The following is a 16,601-nucleotide window of genomic DNA, read 5'->3' as shown; positions in this document are numbered from 1 at the left end:
AGCCGCCGCCCCGCGCCGCCAAGCCCCCGCCGCGCCGGTGGACGATATCGACGACGATATTCCGTTCTGAGTTACATATAATTTAAAACTGTAAAATAAAACCCATATAAATATAGAGAACCCTTTATTTTAAAAGGGTTCTCTTTTTTTACATTAATTTTGACACAACATCTTTAATTTGATAGTATTTATATATGATATTTTTGTAAATTAAATGAATATGTATAGATTAGAAACAGTCCTTTTTTCAAATGGAGAACGTTTTCCTATATTGGTTAATGTTAAAACTGGTATTCCTGATTTTTATTCAACCTTATGGGTAACTGTGGAACTACGTAATCAATCCGCAGTAAACACAATTAGAAATAAGCTGGGAACTATACAGTGGATAATGAATTGGGAAAAACAGAATAATCTTGTTATTAGTGATCTAATTCATAACAAAGTACTCTTAACAGAAAACCAATTAGAATCTCTTATTCAGCATATGAGAATAAATGTAAAAAAGCAAAAGAATGTAATCAATACAAAAAAAAGTGTGTTAATGAAAGGTAGGACTCAATTTATTGATATTTATTCTGCCGTATCTCTTAGTCATCAATATAATAGACTAACAACGCTTTCAGAATACATATTATTTCTATCTAAAGTAATTAATGTATCTAATGAATATATTGAAAAATTGACGAAACTAATTACGTTAATTAAAGAGTCAAGACCTAAAAATCATAAAACATTATCTATCAAACCAGAAAGTGAGCTACCTGATGGATTGTTAGATGAGTTTATGTCTATTGCGAACTTTTCTAATCCTAATAATCCATTTCAAGATATTGGAATTAGAAAAAGAAACCATTTGATGTTTATCTTATTAAAGGAATTAGGGATTAGAAGAGGAGAGCTATTATCAATTCAAATCCCATTTATTGATATAGGAACAGCTAAATCCTCAATTACAATTAGACGAACGCATGATGATAAATTTGACACAAGGAAGAAGCAAGCTGTAAGTAAAACGAAAGAAAGGCGACTTCCTATTTCACAAAATATAGCTCAACTTATCAATGACTATATTATGAACTATCGCTCTAAGATTCCTAACGCTAATAAACATCCATATTTATTTGTAACCCATCGAAAAGGAAAAACGCAAGGAAACCCAATTAGTACCAGTTCTTTTGATAATGTTATTGTACCAACGATGAAAAAGATAGATTCTAAATTTTCAATTATTCATCCACATATTTTTCGTCATGAATGGAACTTAGATTTTTCACGAAAGGTGGATAAAAATAATCAAAATGTAAATCATGATTCTTCTCATAAAGATTTTATTTCTCCTGAAAAAGAAGCAAAGATGAGACAACATCTTATGGGACATACATCCGAGAAATCAGGAAATATTTATAATCAACGTTATATAAGAGAAAAAGCTAACAAGATATTATTAGATCTTCAGATTGAGTTTCAAAAAAAGGTTGATAATTATGAATCAGAATAAACGTCTTAGACAGTCAAGAGATGGGTATGTATTTGATGAAAATGAAAACTCTTGGCATATAAGTAAAGATATTACAATTAATTTCTCTCAAGCTGTATTAGATATAGATCATAAAACACTAGCAGGATTTAAAAAAACACTTGCTATTTATGCTGAAAAATATTCTAGCTACCATACTTTTAATATGCATCGCCGATTCCAAGAATTTGTAATAAGTACTGACTCAAATATTATTGATACATCTGTGATAATAAATTGGAAAGCTACTTTAGGTAAAGAGCGTGAGTGGCATTTAGGAGCATTAAAGGGTTTTTTACTGTCATGGCATGAGTATGGCTATTATGGAGTTGATAAATCTGTTGTGTCATTGCTAGAAAGCTTTACGTTGAGTGGAAATGATAAAGGTAAATCGGTATTAATGAGATGCCCTTATACAGGAGCATTTACCGAAAATGAAATTTTGGCTTTAATGGCTGAACTTGCTAGACTTTGGAGAGAAGATCTTATTTCATTTGAAACATATGCATATATTCACTTACTTCAATCTACAGCTAGAAGACCCATTCAAATACGCCATTTAAAATTTGAAGACCTAAGAAAGGAAATCTCTCAAGGAACATGGAATTATTTTCTAAATATCCCTAGTGCCAAAAAAAGAGGAGGATTATTCAGAGAAACATTTAAAAAACTTGCTATCACAGAGGACTTATATTTAATTCTCCTAAACTTTATAGAATATCAATATAAGAAATTGCTTAGTTTGGTTGATGAAACCTTTATTTCTAGTTATAAAATGAAATTACCAATGTTTATTGATTGGAATTGTTTAAAGAAGAATATCAAAAATAGGAATTTTGATCTTTCATTATTAAACAAAGATATTTTTCATTATTCTGCTTCTTCGTTGGAGCTATACGCATTACGAAAATTCTGTATTCACCAAAAAGCAATTTCAGAACGAACAGGCGAGATTATTCATGTAACAGCAAGACGTTTTCGCCATACTAGAGGAACAAATCTAGGAAGAAAAGGGGTTGGGGCAACGATTATAGCAGAGCTCCTAGATCATACAGATACACAAAACGTTAAAGTTTATACTGAAAATACAGCTGATACAGTGCAATACATTGATCGTGTTATGGGTGCTGAAATGGGAAAACTCGCTCAAGCATTTACAGGTAGAATTATTTCTAACTTAAATGAAAGCGAAAGGGGGCATGATCCAACATCTTTAATAACCAATAACGGAATAGATACAATAGGTGCTTGTGGTACAAATGATTTTTGTATAACTGGCTATGAAACTTGTTATTTATGTCCTAAGTTTAGACCGCTCGTTGATGGTCCTCATCAACAAATCTTAAATAAATTGTATGAGGAAAAGGAAGAACGTTTAAAACAAACCAAAAGCATAGATTATGCATCATCCAAAGATCGTATTATTTTAGCTGTTGAGTATGTTGTTCAAGCTTGCAATGATATGAAAAGAACTATTGGGAGCCACTAATTATGAATAATCTAATTTTTACTCCACAAGATAATAATCCTAAATCTAATTTAGAGCAATTTATTAATTTCAGTAAAAATCAGCTTACTATCTTTGGAAATGATTGCTGGGAAAACAATCAATGGAAAACAACATTCAGCATTTATCCAGTTCAGGTTCGTTTTTCCACAGAAAGAATTAAATCTACAGCTTATAAATATGAGCCATTAGCTGCACCATTCATTGAATTTGCCAAAGCCTATATTCGTTATACTTATTCTCTAAATCCCATTCGTAATTTAGCCAGACATATTGAATCTTTACGTATAGTTGAAATGGCTCTCTATAATATTAAAGGAAAGGCTGACATACTTCAGCTTGATTATTTAGCTATTCATGAAGTAGAAAATATCGTATCAAAAAAGTATAAAAAAGGTACGGAATCAGTCAATAAATTAGGCTATCAAATTCAAAAATTATTTGATTTTTGTAGAGAAAATCAAATTACACCTCAACTACCTTTATGGGAAAATCCTTATAAACGCCCTAGAGATTTGACTATACTACTGGATGATAAAGGAAAAGAATACCGTTCAAGTAAAATGCCAACTGATGAAGAAATGATGCTGGTTGCTAAACTCTTTCATGATGCCCCTAATTTAGACAAAGAAACTGAATATTATACAGCTGTTATGGCTCTACTTATGGTCGCTCCATCTCGTTGTTCTGAGTTGATGTCTTTATCTGTCAATTGCTTAGAATGGGAGGACGATAGCTTGGGAAATAAGCAATTAGGTATTCGATGGATACCAGCAAAAAATGGTAAAGAGGGATTAAAGTGGGTTCCTAGCTGTATGCAAGATATTGTTGTTGAAGCGGTTAGGCGTTTAACAAATATAAGCTCCTTGGCAAGAAAAGCAGCTAAATTTGCAGAAGAAAATCCTAATATATTGATGTTATTTGATAAAGATCTTGTAACATCCCATTCTTTATACAAAAAGCCTTTGACTAAAAGTGAAATAGCTGAAGTGTTAGATATTGATTCCCAAAATATCTGTAACACCAAATGGTTTAAAAATTTAATAAGTGAAAACGATGGAATTATAACTTATGAGATACTAGGAAAATTTTTGTATAAAAAATACACATCAAAATTTAATAATTGGCCCTATGTAGATAAACATAAAAACGTTAAGGCTTCTGAAGCTTTGTTATTATTCAGAGAAAATGAATTTCATGATGACTTTTCCTCTAAAAGTTTCTCTTTTGTGTTACCAACAGTGAACCAAATTAATGATAGATTTTGCTATTCAGAAACTCGCCCTAAAACATCATTATGGGAAAAACATTGTATAGGTACATCTAAAGGAGAATTTATTAGATTACCATCGCATAATGCAAGGCATTGGTTGAGTACAAAAGCTGAGCGAGGTGGAATGGATGAATTAACTTTAGCTAACTGGGCAGGCAGAGCTAGAGTGGCAGATAATAAAGCTTATGATCACAGGACAGAAGAAGAAAAAAGTGAGGCAGTTCGAGATTTACTCATTCCTGAGGATATTTCAATATTAGACAAAATTCATTTAAATCTTCCTATTACCTATGAAGACTTAGGTAAAGACAGAATTGGAGTTGCAACGATAACAGAAATAGGTATTTGTGAACATGATTATGCGATGTCTCCATGTTCTCGTCATGGTGATTGTGAAACATGTAAAGAGCTTATTTGTATTAAAGGATTAGAGTCTTCTTTAGAAATATTAAAGCAACGTGAAACTCAATTAACCGAGCAATTTAATAAAGCCAAAGAACACCATAAAATAGGTGTTTTTGGTGCAGATCGTTGGATAAGTAACCTAGGATGGAGATTAACACATATAAAAACTAAAATTAAGTTCTTAGAAAATAGTGAAATCCCAAATGGATCATTATTAAGAATGCCTGATGAGTACGACCCTTCTCCAGTTAAATTAGCTTTACAGGAAAAGGGAATGGATATAGATCTTCAAAAGCCTGAAACAGCTAGATTAGACGATGATTTATATAGACTAATGGAGTTATAGTATGCCTAAAATTCTTATCACAGAGGAAAATTTAGAAGATATAATCATGTTGATTAATACTTGGGAGGGTAAATTAACATGGGATTTACTTTGTTCTGAAGTTTCACAACTATTGAATATTAAAAGCATTGAAAGACAATCACTAGCTAATTATAGTGATATACAAAAGGCTTTTAGTACACGGAAACAAAGAATAAAAGAAAACTCTAAAGCTAATCCTCAACCAAATGTAACGATAGATTATTTGCAAAAACAAGTAAATAATTTAAAGGCTCAAGTACAACGATTGGAAGAAATCAATGAGCAATACAAGCAAAAATTCATTGTATGGCAGTATAATGCATATATGCATGGAATGACAGAAGATAAGCTAAATAAGCCACTTATTGCAGTTAATCGCCAGCATCGATAAAGAGATACCGTTTGAAATTTAAATTTCAAACAGTATTTTTTCAAAAAGATTATCCTTCTCTTCTTGGGATTCTATCCTCCGGTGTTACTGATGTTAATTTGGCTAATTTCGGGGCTAGCCATTCTCTGAGGTCATCCATTAAGGAATAAACTACAGGCACAAATACTAGGCTCAACAAGGTTGAGGCGATTAAACCACAAATGACAGCGATTGCCATAGGTGCTCTAAATGCCGCGCCTGCACCGCTGGCAAACACGGCCGGGATCATTCCCGCTACCATTGCAATGGTGGTCATTAAAATCGGGCGGACACGTTCCGAATACGGCACTTATGGCGAAATCGTAAATATGCCCGTTCACGCTGTGGTAAAACACCCTGAAAACCTCACAATGGAACAAGCTGCGGCAAGTTGGATGATGTTTGTAACCGCATACGGCGGTTTGATTGAATTTGGCAAGGTGCAAAAAGGCGATTTTGTTGTATTGGGCGGAGCGACCAGCTCGGTAGGCATTGCCGCCATTCAAATCGCCAAAATGCAAGGGGCAAACGTGATTGCTCTGTCTCGCACGCACGCCAAAGGCGATGTGCTTTTACAGAAAGGGGCGGATTTTGTGATTGCCACCAAAGAAGATGACGTTACGGCTAAATTACTAGAAATTACAAACGGCAAAGGCGTGAATTTGGTGTTCGACCCTTTGGGTGACAAAGAAGCAGCAAAAATTATCAACGCAATGACACAAGACGGCAAATACATCATCTACGGTGCATTAAGCCACGATGATATCGCCGTGCCTGTGTTCCCAATTTTAGGCAAACACTTAACCGTGCGAGGCTATGAATTGTTTGAAATCACTACCGTACCAGAAAAACTCGCTCAAGCGAAAAAATTCGTGTTTGACGGCTTAGCAAGCTGTCAATTAAAACCAGAAATTGACAAAGTTTTTGCTTTTGATGAAATGGCGGAAGCTCACCGTTATATGGAAAGCAATGCACAGATTGGGAAGATTTTGGTAAAGGTTTGATTGTTTTAAGGTAAATATGCCGTCTGAAAAATAAGTTTCAGACGGCACATCGTTATTTTACCTGCCGATTAAGCCACCACATTAGCGAGAGCATCACAGGCACTTCCACCAGCACACCGACCACCGTTGCCAATGCCGCCCCCGAGTGCAAACCGAACAAAGAAATTGCCACCGCCACCGCCAATTCAAAAAAATTACTCGTGCCAATCAAGCACGCAGGGGCGGAAATTTCGTCTGGTCAAAGGCGATTTGCGGGGTATTGCCACCGCACGCAAATTGTCTGAGGCCACCGTGCGCAATATGAAGGAAAACCTGTTATTTGCCTTCTTATACAACGGCCTAGGGGTTCCCGTTGCCGCCGGCGTGCTGTACCCCTTTACCGGCTGGCTGCTCTCGCCGATGATTGCCGCCTTGGTGATGAGCGTGAGCTCCGCCTCGGTGATTGCCAACGCTCTGCGGCTGAACAACAGCAGGCTATGAGCGTAAAGAAACGGCAAGAAAACTTTACCCGGCGCCCACAAAAAAGCCCTTGACCCTAACGCAGGGTAAGGGCTTACACTGAGCCCAAGTTTTCAAAAAACCGTTTCACCCAAACCTTTAAGGAGACCGACGATGAACACCCTAAGCAAACTGGCAAAAAACAAAAAAGCCCTGTTGGTATTGGCGGCTGCCGCCTTCGCCGTCATCGCCTTTGCCAAGCCCGCACTTTTGCCCTTCGCCCTGTTGATGCTCTGCCCCCTGATGCACCTGTTTATGCACGGCGGACACGGCAGCCACGGCACGCACAATGCCAAAACCGAAGCGGTGAAGATAACACACCGCCCCAATCTTGACACAGGAGACAAATAATGGATCGCAGAAAATTTTTACTCTACGGCATCGGCATCGGTGCGGCGGGCGCGTCTTGGTATGCCTTGTCGCGCTTCGGAATGAACGGGCAGCCTATGGATATGGGCGGCCAAGGGCACCAAATGGCGTCCGGCACGATGGGCGGTATGGGCAATATGCAGGGAACGGGAAAACTGATGCCGTCTGAAATGATGCCTTCGGGCCAGCCGCTTAAAGATTTGCCTAGGCTTGCCAACGCTTCATCGCAGGCGGGCGTGTTTCAGGCAGCCATTACGGCCGCGCCGGTGAAAATCACAATGGCGGGCGGCAAAGAAACCGAGTTTTGGGCGTATAACGGGCAGCTGCCCGGGCCGCAGATTGAAGTGTACGAGGGCGATACGGTGGAAATCACCGTAACCAACCGCCTGCCGCAGCCCACCACCGTGCACTGGCACGGGCTGGATGTGCCCAACGACGCCGACGGTAACCCACAAGACCCGATAGAGCCGGGGCAGAGCAAAACCTACCGCTTCACCCTGCCCGAGGGCAGCGCCGGCACTTACTGGTATCACCCGCACCCGCACAATTATGTTTCCGAGCAGGTCTACAAAGGGCTGGCCGGTACGCTCATCGTCAAAGCCAAAAACGATGTGCTCGCCCACAGCGAACAGCACTGGCTGATTTCCAACTTGCGCCTGAATGAAGACGGCAGCATTCCGCCCAACACAATGCTCGACTGGATGAACGGGCGTGAAGGCGAATTCGTGCTGATTAACGGGCAATACCGCCCGAAAATCAAGCTCTCCGGCAACGAGCGCCTGCGTATCTGGAACGCCACCAGCGCCCGCTACCTGCGCCTGAAAATCAAAGGTGTGCAGTGGATTGTGGTCGGCACCGACGGCGGCCTCTTGGAAAAACCGCTTGCCCCCGCCGACGAGCTGTTTTTAGCCCCCGCCGAGCGGGTGGAAGTGTTCGCCGTCGGTCAGGCGCAGACCACGGCCGAACTCACCAGCCTGTACTACGACCGCCGCAAAATGATGGTGCAGGAAAAAGCCGCCGACCTGAACCTGGGCGAAGTGCAATTCACCCCCGCCGATGCCGCCCTGCCTGCCGCCTTGCGCACACTGCCTGCGCTGCCTGCGCCTGTGGTCAAGCGTGAAGTGGTGTTCAGCGAACAAATGAAGCCGATGCAAAACACGCAAAGCCAAGGCGGTATGCAGGGAATGGATCACGGCGCAATGGCGGGTGAAATGGCGGGCGCGATGCAAAACACCATTCCCCAAGATATGGTAGGCGTGTTTTTGGTCAACGGTAAAACCTTCGATATGAAGCGCGTGGACTTTGTCGGCAACGAAGGCGATGTCGAAGAATGGACGCTGGCCAACCAAAGCCATATGGATCACCCCTTCCACCTGCACGGCACGCAGTTTGAAGTGCTGCAAACCAGCCTGAACGGCAACACCGCCCCCGCGCCTTACCGCGCCCGCAAAGACACGGTCAACCTGCGCCCGGGCGAAACCGCCGTCATCCGCTTTATCCAAGGAAACAAGGGTCTCAAAATGTTCCACTGCCATATCTTGGAACACGAAAATCTGGGAATGATGGCAATGTTGCAAGTGAAATAAACCCCGAACCGCTTTTTCAGACGGCCTTGCTTGATTAAGCCTGCCTGAAAAATCCCCAAACCACTTAACCCACGACGAGGCAAAACAATGAACAAATCCTTTTTTGGCAAAACCTTGGCCCTATCAGCCGTCTTGGCAAGCGTGGCAGGCGCAGGCTGGATGCTCGCCAACCCCGCCCCCGCAGAGGCCAAACCCGTACTGGAAGTGTACAAAAGCCCAAGTTGCGGCTGCTGCGGCGAATGGGTCAAGCATATGCAGGACAACGGTTTTAGCGTGAAAATCCACGACACCGGCAACAGCCAAATCCGCACACAAATGGGCATATCGCCTAAATACGGCTCCTGCCACACCGCCGTGATTGACGGCTACGCCGTCGAAGGGCACACGCCCGCATCAGAAGTCAAACGCCTGCTTGCCGAACGCCCCGACGCCGTCGGCATCGCCGTGCCCGCAATGCCCATTGGCTCGCCGGGAATGGACGGTGAAGCGTACGGCGGCCGAAAAGACCCCTACGATGTGCTGCTGCTGGGCAAAAACGGCACGCACAGCGTGTACCAAAGTTATCCTTGAACGCTCGGCAAAAAAACCAGCCTGAAAACGCTCATCGGTTTTCAGGCTGAATTTTTTCTCATCAAAGCGTCAAAAACCGCTGTTTTTTACCACCGATAAGTGCTTCTTGCGGTAAAAAACAGCGGTAAAACGGCAAATTGTGTTTTTTAAGACGGCCTTCTTAAATTAACCCTGCCTGAAAAAACCGCCAAAAAACTTTGTCAGCCCTTATCCTCACCGCCCTCCGCCAAGCCTTTTAAAATCGGGCAGTCGGGGGCGTTGTCGCCGGTGCAGGCGTCGCTCCACGCCTGCAAGGTGGCTTTCATCTGTGTCAGTTCTTCGATTTTCTGGGTCAAAAATTCAATGTGCACGCCCGTCAGGCTTTTAACTTCACAGCTTTTGCGGTGTGGATTGTCTTGCAGTGCCAAAAGCTCGCCAATTTGGGCAAGCGAAAAGCCCACGCCCCTTGCTTTGGCGATGAATTTTAGGCGGTCAAGCGTATCATTGCCATAAATACGATAGCCTGATGCACTGCGTGAAGTGTTTGATAACAAACCGGCTTTTTCATAATCACGGATTTGCTTGATGGACAGCCCTGTGGCTTTGGACGCTTGACCGATGTTCATTGTTGCTCCTTGTTTTGGCGTTTGTAAAAAATTGTCAATCCGCAAAAATAATCCTTGACCCTAACGCAAGGTTAGGATTTATGATACGCTCATCAAAACAAAAAAGCAATGTTTTTAGTGGCTTAAAAACGGTTTTTGTTTTGATAATCAACCTTTAATTTGGAGAATTGTTATGAACGACATCATCAAAAACCCAAACGCCCACTGCGGTTGCCAATCTTGCACAGGGCAAAATTGCAATCCAAAATGCAACTGCCAAAATGGCGAGCCGTGCATTTGTCAAAACTGCACTTGTGGCGATTGTGATTGCAAGTAATTGATTAACTAAAAACATTGGGCGGGCTTAGGTTTGCCCAATGTTTGCCAAATCCCATTTTGATAAGGAAAACTGTAATGAAAATGTTTAAAAACCGTGCCGTACAATTATCTGCCCTTGCCCTTGTTGTGGCGACTTTGACCGCTTGTGGTAATGCCAAAAACGATGTACCAACGCATTCTAATGTAGGCGATAACAATTACACCCAAAGCACTCACGACACCACAAACAACCAAAACAGCCACGCCAATATGAACCATTCGGCAATGGCAATGGACAATCAAAACACCGCTCCGCATACCCAAGCCTACCTTGCGATGATGGGGGCGATGGGCGATAAAATGAGTGTGGCAGGCAGTTTGGCAGACCCTGATGTGGCGTTTGTCTCTGGTATGATTCCCCACCATATTGGGGCGGTGGAAATGGCAAAAGTACAGCTTGAATATGGCAAAGACGAAACAATGAGAAAACTTGCCCAAGCGATTATTGACGGACAACAAGCCGAAATTGACTTGATGAATGGCTGGCTGAATGGCAAAGACACGACCACCCAAAACGCCAACGCCCCACACGCCAAAGCCTATGCCGCAGGCAAGGCGCACCACGAGGCGATGATGGCGGCAATCAATGAGCCAAACCCTGATGTTGCCTTTGCCAAAGCAATGATTCCGCATCATCAAGGGGCGGTCGAGATGGCAAAAGTGCAATTACAGTTCGGCAAAGACGAAAAAATGAAAAAGCTCGCTCAAGACATCATCAAAGCCCAAGAACCTGAAATCAAGCTGATGCAAGACTGGCTAAAACAGCAGGGGCAATAAGGCAAAACACCGCTTTTGATAAAGCGGTGCTTTTGAGGTCGTCTGAAAACAGGTTTAAGGCTTTTTCAGACGGCATTTGGGGTTTTCAGGCAGCCTTTAAAACAAGCCCCAAGGAAATGATGATGCCGACTTGTCGGACACATCGGCAAGCGATGTTCTGAACCTTCTGCTTTTTCAGACGGCATCGGTATTTGCAGGCAGCCTGAAAAAACCGTCATTCTGACCGGCCCAATCCGTACCTACTTTTTCGGTAAACGACCGGTGATGACCCTATGAACCCAACAGGAGAAATTGTGATGAAGCAAGAAACACACAAACCGCCCAAACACCACGAGTGCCGACACGGACACGGACAGCACCGCCCTGTGCAGACACCGTCCGATGCAGCGGCTGCTTCGGGCTACACCTGCCCGATGCATCCGGAAATCCGGCAAGACCGCCCCGGCAACTGCCCTCTTTGCGGTATGGCATTGGAGCCGCTGATGCCTGAATTGGACGACGACAATCCGGAGCTGCGTGATTTTTCCCGACGCTTTTGGTACACGCTGCCCCTGACGGCGGCAGTGCTGGTGCTGGCGATGTTCGGCGAGCGTCTGAACCTGATGGATATGGCCGCACAAAGCTGGGTAGAGCTGGTGCTGTCGCTGCCGATCGTGCTGTGGGCGGGGCTGCCGTTTTTCTCACGGGGTTGGCAGTCGCTGGCAAACCGTAGTCCCAATATGTGGACGCTGATTGCACTGGGAACGGGTGCAGCCTTCGTTTACAGCGTTGTTGCCACCGCTGCACCCGGCATCTTTCCGGCATCGTTTGTATCGATGGGGCGGGTCGGCGTGTATTTTGAGGCGGCGGCCGTCATCATCTCGCTGACCTTGCTCGGCCAGATGCTCGAACTCAAAGCCCGGTCGCAGACTTCGGCGGCAATCAAGACCCTGCTCGGACTGGCGCCCAAAACCGCACGGCGTATCGGCCCGGGCGGTGCTGAAGAAGATGTGCCGCTCAGCCACATCCACATCGGCGACCTTCTGCGTGTGCGCCCCGGCGAAAAAGTGCCTGTCGATGGCGTGGTGGTTGAGGGCGCAAGCTCGGTAGATGAATCGATGCTGACCGGCGAGCCGCTGCCGGTGCGCAAAGCCACCGGCGACAAAGTCATCGGCGCCACGCTCAACACCGGCGGTGCGCTCGTCATCCGCTCCGAGCGCATCGGTTCGGAAACCGTGCTTTCGCAGATTGTCCAGATGGTGGCCCAGGCGCAGCGCTCCAAAGCACCGATGCAGCGTATGGCCGACGGGGTGGCAGGCTATTTCGTACTGGCTGTTGTCGCCGTCGCCGTTGCCACTTTCTTTGTCTGGGGCGTGTTCGGCCCGCAACCGTCTTGGGTGTTCGGGTTGATCAACGCCGTTGCGGTCTTGATTATCGCCTGCCCCTGTGCACTGGGACTGGCCACGCCGATGTCGGTGATGGTCGCCACAGGACGTGGGGCAGGCAGGGGCATATTGTTCCGTGATGCCGCCGCTATCGAAAACTTGCGGCGAGTAGACACTTTGGTGATTGATAAAACCGGCACACTCACCGAAGGCCGACCCGCCTTTGACCGTGCCGTTGCGGCAGCAGGCTTTTCCGCCGAAGAAGTGCTGCGTTTGGCCGCCAGCTTGGATCAGGGCAGCGAACACCCGCTGGCCGACGCCATTGTGCAGGCCGCACGGGCACAACAGCTGAAGCTGAGCAAACCCGAACAGTTTGATTCAGGCAGCGGCATCGGCGTGAGCGGCGTGGTTGAAGGGCGTGCGCTGGCACTGGGCAACACGGCGTTTATGCAGCAGAACGGGCTTAGCGTCGAACCACTGATCGAGCAGGCCGAATCCCTGCGCAGTGAAGGTGCCAGCGTGATATATCTGGCTGCGGACGGACATCTTGCGGGACTGCTTGCCGTCTCCGATCCTGTAAAAGACAGCACCCCCGAAGCATTGGCCTCGCTCAAAGCAGCCGGCCTGCGCATCATTATGGCAACCGGCGACGGATTGACCACGGCAAACGCCGTGGGCGCAAAACTGGGCATCGACGAAGTGCACGGCGAAGTCAAGCCCGCCGACAAACTGGCACTGATCGAGCGGCTTCAGAACGAAGGGCGGGTGGTCGCAATGGCAGGCGATGGCATCAACGATGCCCCCGCACTGGCCAAAGCCGATGTCGGCATCGCAATGGGTACCGGCACCGATGTGGCAATGAGCAGTGCGCAAATCACGCTGGTCAAAGGCGATTTGCGGGGTATTGCCACCGCACGCAAATTGTCTGAGGCCACCGTGCGCAATATGAAGGAAAACCTGTTATTTGCCTTCTTATACAACGGCCTAGGGGTTCCTGTTGCCGCCGGCGTGCTGTACCCCTTTACCGGCTGGCTGCTCTCGCCGATGATTGCCGCACTGGCGATGAGCCTAAGCTCGGCATCCGTGGTCGGCAACGCACTGCGGCTGCGCAAAAGCAAGTTGTAGACCACAGCCTCGCAGGCTTCTTCCAATGACAAAACGACCTCAAAAACACCGCTTTTGATAAAGCGGTGTTTTTTATGCCGTCTGAAAAGGTCTTTAATACTTTTTCAGACGGCATTGTGTTTTTCAAACAGTTTCGCAGTGTGCGTCATTGCACCAACCCAATATTTCATCAGGAAAATGGTGCAACAAGTTGCACCCTACATCTTTGATGCTTTTTTAAGACGGCATTTTTTTCAGACGGACTAAAACGCCCAATCTTTCCATTTTTAAAAACCAACTTCCCATTTTTCGCCATTCTTATTGTTATTTTAAAACGCTAAAATACGCCCATTTTTAATATAGGTCAAAACAATGAGCAAACAAATCCAATTTACAAAAACAGGTTCGCCTGATGTCCTGCAAATCGTTGATGTACAAATCCCCGCCCAAAATCGGGCGAAGTGCAAATCCAAATGCACGCTTTGGGACTAAACCGTGCCGAGATGATGTATCGGGAAGGGGCGTATGTGATTGACCCTGTGTTCCCTGCGACTTTGGGTTATGCAGGGGCAGGCGTGGTCGTGGCGGTGGGCGATGACGCTGGCGAATTTCAAATCGGCGACAAAGTGAGCGTCTGATCTGCACCCCAAAAGTTGGACTAAAAACCAACTGATTAAGGTGCAGATTTTTTATGACGAAATACAACCAATCTTTCAAACAAGAAGTGATCGCATTTTTTCTCCAAAACGGGAAAAATTGCTCACTCACTCGCCAGCAATTTCAGCTTAAAGCCTCCACGCTACGTCGTTGGATTTCGCAATATAACTATAATGGAATCAATAGTTTAGCCGTACTGGGTAAGAAGCAAAAATATTCCCCAGAATTTAAATTAACCGTCATACAAGCGGTCAAAAAGGGGCAATTTTCTGCAGAAAGTGCTTGTCTGCATTTTGGTATTGCTAATTCAGGGGTGATTAGCCAGTGGTTGCAAGCCTTTGAAAAACAAGGTATAAACGGCTTATTTCCAAAGCCGAAAGGACGACCAGCAATGAAACCGAAATACCCGAAAATGCCTCCCCCACCCAAAACCGAAGAAGAACGCTTGCGTTATCGGATTTTGGAACTGGAAGCGGAGAATGCTTACCTAAAAAAGTTGCGGGAACTCAACCAAGCAAAAATGCGGAAAAAGTAGCCATCATGAAAATGTTGAGGGTAAATTTTTCCTTGGAAATATTACTCCATTTGACAGGTTTAAAACGCTGTTCATTCTTTTATCATTTACAGCTTAAAATTGATAAAAATGTGGCAATTAGGCAGGAAATTGTTGAGATTTATCGCAAAAATGACGGCAATTATGGCTATCGTCGTATTACGTTAGCATTGCGAAAAATGTTCGGTGCAATTAACCATAAGCGTGTGCAAGCGATAATGCAACAGCTTGATTTAAAAGGAAAATGTAAGCAGAGAAAATATCGTTCTTACAAAGGCGAAGTGGGTAAAATTGCCGAGAATTTATTGCGACAGGATTTTCACACAAACGCTCCAAATGAAAAGCTCGTCACGGATATTACCGAGTTTAAATGTGCGGAAGGCAAACTTTATCTTTCGCCGATTAAGGACTTATTTAATGGCGAAATTATCGCCTATGACCTTGCCCGAAGCCCAAACTTTGAGCAAATAATGCGAATGATGAAACAATCTGTCGCAAAGCTCCCGCAAGGAGCAAGCCCGATTTTACATTCCGACCAAGGATGGCAATATCAGATGGCAGGTTATCAGGCGATATTGAAACAAAATGGCATCGTGCAAAGTATGTCAAGAAAAGGAAATTGCTTGGATAACAGTGCGATGGAAAGCTTTTTCGGGCGATTGAAGACGGAATGTTATTTTGGTAAACGATTTGAAACATTTGAGCAACTCGAACAAACTATTCACAAATATATTCATTATTACAATCACGAGCGTATTCAAGTGAGACTAAAAGGGCTAAACGGTTTTGAGGCGTATTTGCATAAAACGGTAAGGGCTGAACAACAAGTGGAAAAAAGATTAGCTAAATTCTTAACCGAAAATGGTTATACAAAATAAAAATGTAGGGGCACACAGCGTATGTCCCTACCATTTAAATTTCAATTTTATGAAGAAAAAATATCTCCTCCAACTCGCTCAAGATTTGGTTCTAACGGCAATATTGCTTTCTCTTTTTGGCTATCATCTTTATGAAGAAATCACGCACGAATGGCTCGGCTTGGTCTTTTTTGCTTTGATTATCTCACATCTTTCACTGAATACATGGTGGCTCAAAAAGACCTTTTCAGGCAGTTATAACAGCTATCGCATTTTGCAAAGTGCGGTCAATTTTGCAACTTTTTTGTTATTTTTAACCGCTTGTATCAGTGGCATTATGCTTTCTAAACATCTATTGGTGGAAATGCTATTCCACTCTACCACAGATTTAATGCGAAAAATTCATATGACCAGCACCCATTGGTTGCAAATTTTAGTGGGTGTACATTTGGGGTTACATTGGAAACCTATTGCTAATTTATTCGCAAATGGCTAGATAGAAACGATCTTATACTCGCCACAATTTTATTAATTAAGGATAGCCAAATATGAAGAAAATTAATGTTGCCATTGTGGGGAGTGGGTATTCTACCCGTATTTTCCACGTTCCCTTTTTTAAAAATGATCATCGGTTTAACGTGATAAAATTTTTTGAGCGTTCAACCACTCGGGCATTAGCATGGTTCCCCAACATTGATATTGTGTCAAATTTTGAAAAGTTACTGACTGATGAGGTGGATTTAATCGTGATTAGTCAATAAGTGTAAAAATGGCATAATCAACTCAATGAATTTATGGACAAATATTATCTGTTTGGTAT

At 44.1% G+C, this 16,601-nt stretch carries 17 protein-coding genes and 1 pseudogene; 15 read left to right on the top strand and 3 right to left on the bottom strand.

What is annotated here, in order from left to right:
• The first annotated feature begins 220 nt into the window (after positions 1-220).
• Genes NQ012_RS10345 through NQ012_RS10330 form a run of 4 tightly spaced genes read left to right on the top strand, consistent with a single transcriptional unit; the run spans position 221 to position 5,462 of the window.
• Positions 221-1,501, top strand: coding sequence for a site-specific integrase (locus tag NQ012_RS10345; protein ID WP_249963272.1), 1,281 nt, complete (start codon positions 221-223; stop codon positions 1,499-1,501).
• Positions 1,488-3,008: a site-specific integrase gene (locus NQ012_RS10340; RefSeq protein ID WP_257067515.1), complete on the top strand. Its 1,521-nt coding sequence runs from the start codon at positions 1,488-1,490 to the stop codon at positions 3,006-3,008. Before NQ012_RS10345 ends, NQ012_RS10340 begins: the two co-directional genes overlap by 14 nt.
• A gap of 2 nt (positions 3,009-3,010) precedes the next feature.
• A complete protein-coding gene (locus tag NQ012_RS10335) occupies positions 3,011-5,050 on the top strand; it encodes a hypothetical protein (protein ID WP_005631036.1) in 2,040 nt (679 codons plus the stop codon).
• A 1-nt stretch (position 5,051) separates the two neighbouring features.
• Positions 5,052-5,462, top strand: coding sequence for a hypothetical protein (locus NQ012_RS10330; RefSeq protein ID WP_005631033.1), 411 nt, complete (start codon positions 5,052-5,054; stop codon positions 5,460-5,462).
• A 49-nt stretch (positions 5,463-5,511) separates the two neighbouring features.
• Here NQ012_RS10330 and NQ012_RS10325 read toward each other — a convergent pair whose 3' ends face one another.
• Positions 5,512-5,730, bottom strand: a complete 219-nt coding sequence (locus NQ012_RS10325; RefSeq protein ID WP_228840868.1) for an efflux RND transporter permease subunit — start codon at positions 5,728-5,730, stop codon at positions 5,512-5,514.
• Between NQ012_RS10325 and NQ012_RS10320 the strand changes: the two genes are divergently transcribed.
• Positions 5,663-6,484, top strand: a complete 822-nt coding sequence (locus NQ012_RS10320) for a zinc-dependent alcohol dehydrogenase family protein (RefSeq protein ID WP_306440850.1) — start codon at positions 5,663-5,665, stop codon at positions 6,482-6,484. The two genes, NQ012_RS10325 and NQ012_RS10320, sit on opposite strands and share 68 nt — an antisense overlap.
• A gap of 52 nt (positions 6,485-6,536) precedes the next feature.
• Here NQ012_RS10320 and NQ012_RS10315 read toward each other — a convergent pair whose 3' ends face one another.
• A complete protein-coding gene (locus NQ012_RS10315; protein WP_444939765.1) occupies positions 6,537-6,656 on the bottom strand; it encodes an arsenical resistance-3 family transporter in 120 nt (39 codons plus the stop codon).
• Positions 6,657-6,733: 77 nt separating this feature from the next.
• Here NQ012_RS10315 and NQ012_RS10310 point away from each other — a divergent pair, with 77 nt between their 5' ends.
• The 4 genes from NQ012_RS10310 to NQ012_RS10295 all read left to right on the top strand — a co-directional run bounded on the left by NQ012_RS10310 (position 6,734) and on the right by NQ012_RS10295 (position 9,507).
• On the top strand, positions 6,734-6,964 hold the full coding sequence (locus tag NQ012_RS10310; protein WP_444939764.1) for a hypothetical protein: 231 nt from the start codon (positions 6,734-6,736) through the stop codon (positions 6,962-6,964).
• A 132-nt stretch (positions 6,965-7,096) separates the two neighbouring features.
• Positions 7,097-7,333, top strand: a complete 237-nt coding sequence (locus NQ012_RS10305; protein ID WP_025235801.1) for a DUF2933 domain-containing protein — start codon at positions 7,097-7,099, stop codon at positions 7,331-7,333.
• Positions 7,333-8,937, top strand: a complete 1,605-nt coding sequence (locus tag NQ012_RS10300) for a multicopper oxidase family protein (protein WP_078318301.1) — start codon at positions 7,333-7,335, stop codon at positions 8,935-8,937. Before NQ012_RS10305 ends, NQ012_RS10300 begins: the two co-directional genes overlap by 1 nt.
• Positions 8,938-9,024: 87 nt before the next feature.
• Complete coding sequence (locus NQ012_RS10295) at positions 9,025-9,507, top strand: DUF411 domain-containing protein (RefSeq protein ID WP_253224326.1); 483 nt, start codon at positions 9,025-9,027, stop codon at positions 9,505-9,507.
• Positions 9,508-9,707: 200 nt separating this feature from the next.
• Here the strand turns inward: NQ012_RS10295 and cueR are convergent, their stop codons facing one another.
• Entirely contained in the window at positions 9,708-10,112 is a 405-nt protein-coding gene (gene cueR, locus NQ012_RS10290; RefSeq protein ID WP_257067521.1) for a Cu(I)-responsive transcriptional regulator, read from the bottom strand.
• Positions 10,113-10,505: 393 nt separating this feature from the next.
• On the opposite strand from cueR, the gene copM reads away from it, so the two are divergent.
• From copM to NQ012_RS10260, 6 genes and pseudogenes are all read left to right on the top strand, one after another.
• Complete coding sequence (gene copM / locus NQ012_RS10285) at positions 10,506-11,246, top strand: CopM family metallochaperone (RefSeq protein ID WP_257067514.1); 741 nt, start codon at positions 10,506-10,508, stop codon at positions 11,244-11,246.
• 296 nt (positions 11,247-11,542) lie between these two features.
• Positions 11,543-13,735, top strand: a complete 2,193-nt coding sequence (locus NQ012_RS10280) for a copper-transporting P-type ATPase (RefSeq protein WP_445013496.1) — start codon at positions 11,543-11,545, stop codon at positions 13,733-13,735.
• Positions 13,736-14,175: 440 nt separating this feature from the next.
• Positions 14,176-14,352, top strand: coding sequence for an alcohol dehydrogenase catalytic domain-containing protein (locus NQ012_RS10275; protein ID WP_005612082.1), 177 nt, complete (start codon positions 14,176-14,178; stop codon positions 14,350-14,352).
• A 53-nt stretch (positions 14,353-14,405) separates the two neighbouring features.
• Positions 14,406-15,706: pseudogene (locus tag NQ012_RS10270) on the top strand (IS3 family transposase); the annotation flags it as partial.
• Positions 15,707-15,851: 145 nt separating this feature from the next.
• The gene (locus NQ012_RS10265; protein ID WP_257067513.1) at positions 15,852-16,277 is read left to right on the top strand and encodes a DUF4405 domain-containing protein; all 426 of its coding nucleotides are present in this window, start codon (positions 15,852-15,854) and stop codon (positions 16,275-16,277) included.
• Between the two features lie 52 nt (positions 16,278-16,329).
• Entirely contained in the window at positions 16,330-16,542 is a 213-nt protein-coding gene (locus tag NQ012_RS10260) for a Gfo/Idh/MocA family oxidoreductase (RefSeq protein WP_005628486.1), read from the top strand.
• Positions 16,543-16,601 lie beyond the last annotated feature (59 nt).

Origin of the sequence: Neisseria dentiae (assembly GCF_024580525.1) — a bacterium.
Taxonomy (GTDB): Bacteria; Pseudomonadota; Gammaproteobacteria; order Burkholderiales; family Neisseriaceae; genus Neisseria; species Neisseria dentiae_A.
Note: the sequence above shows the minus strand (reverse complement) of the source record. Positions and strands in the feature narration are given on the sequence as shown.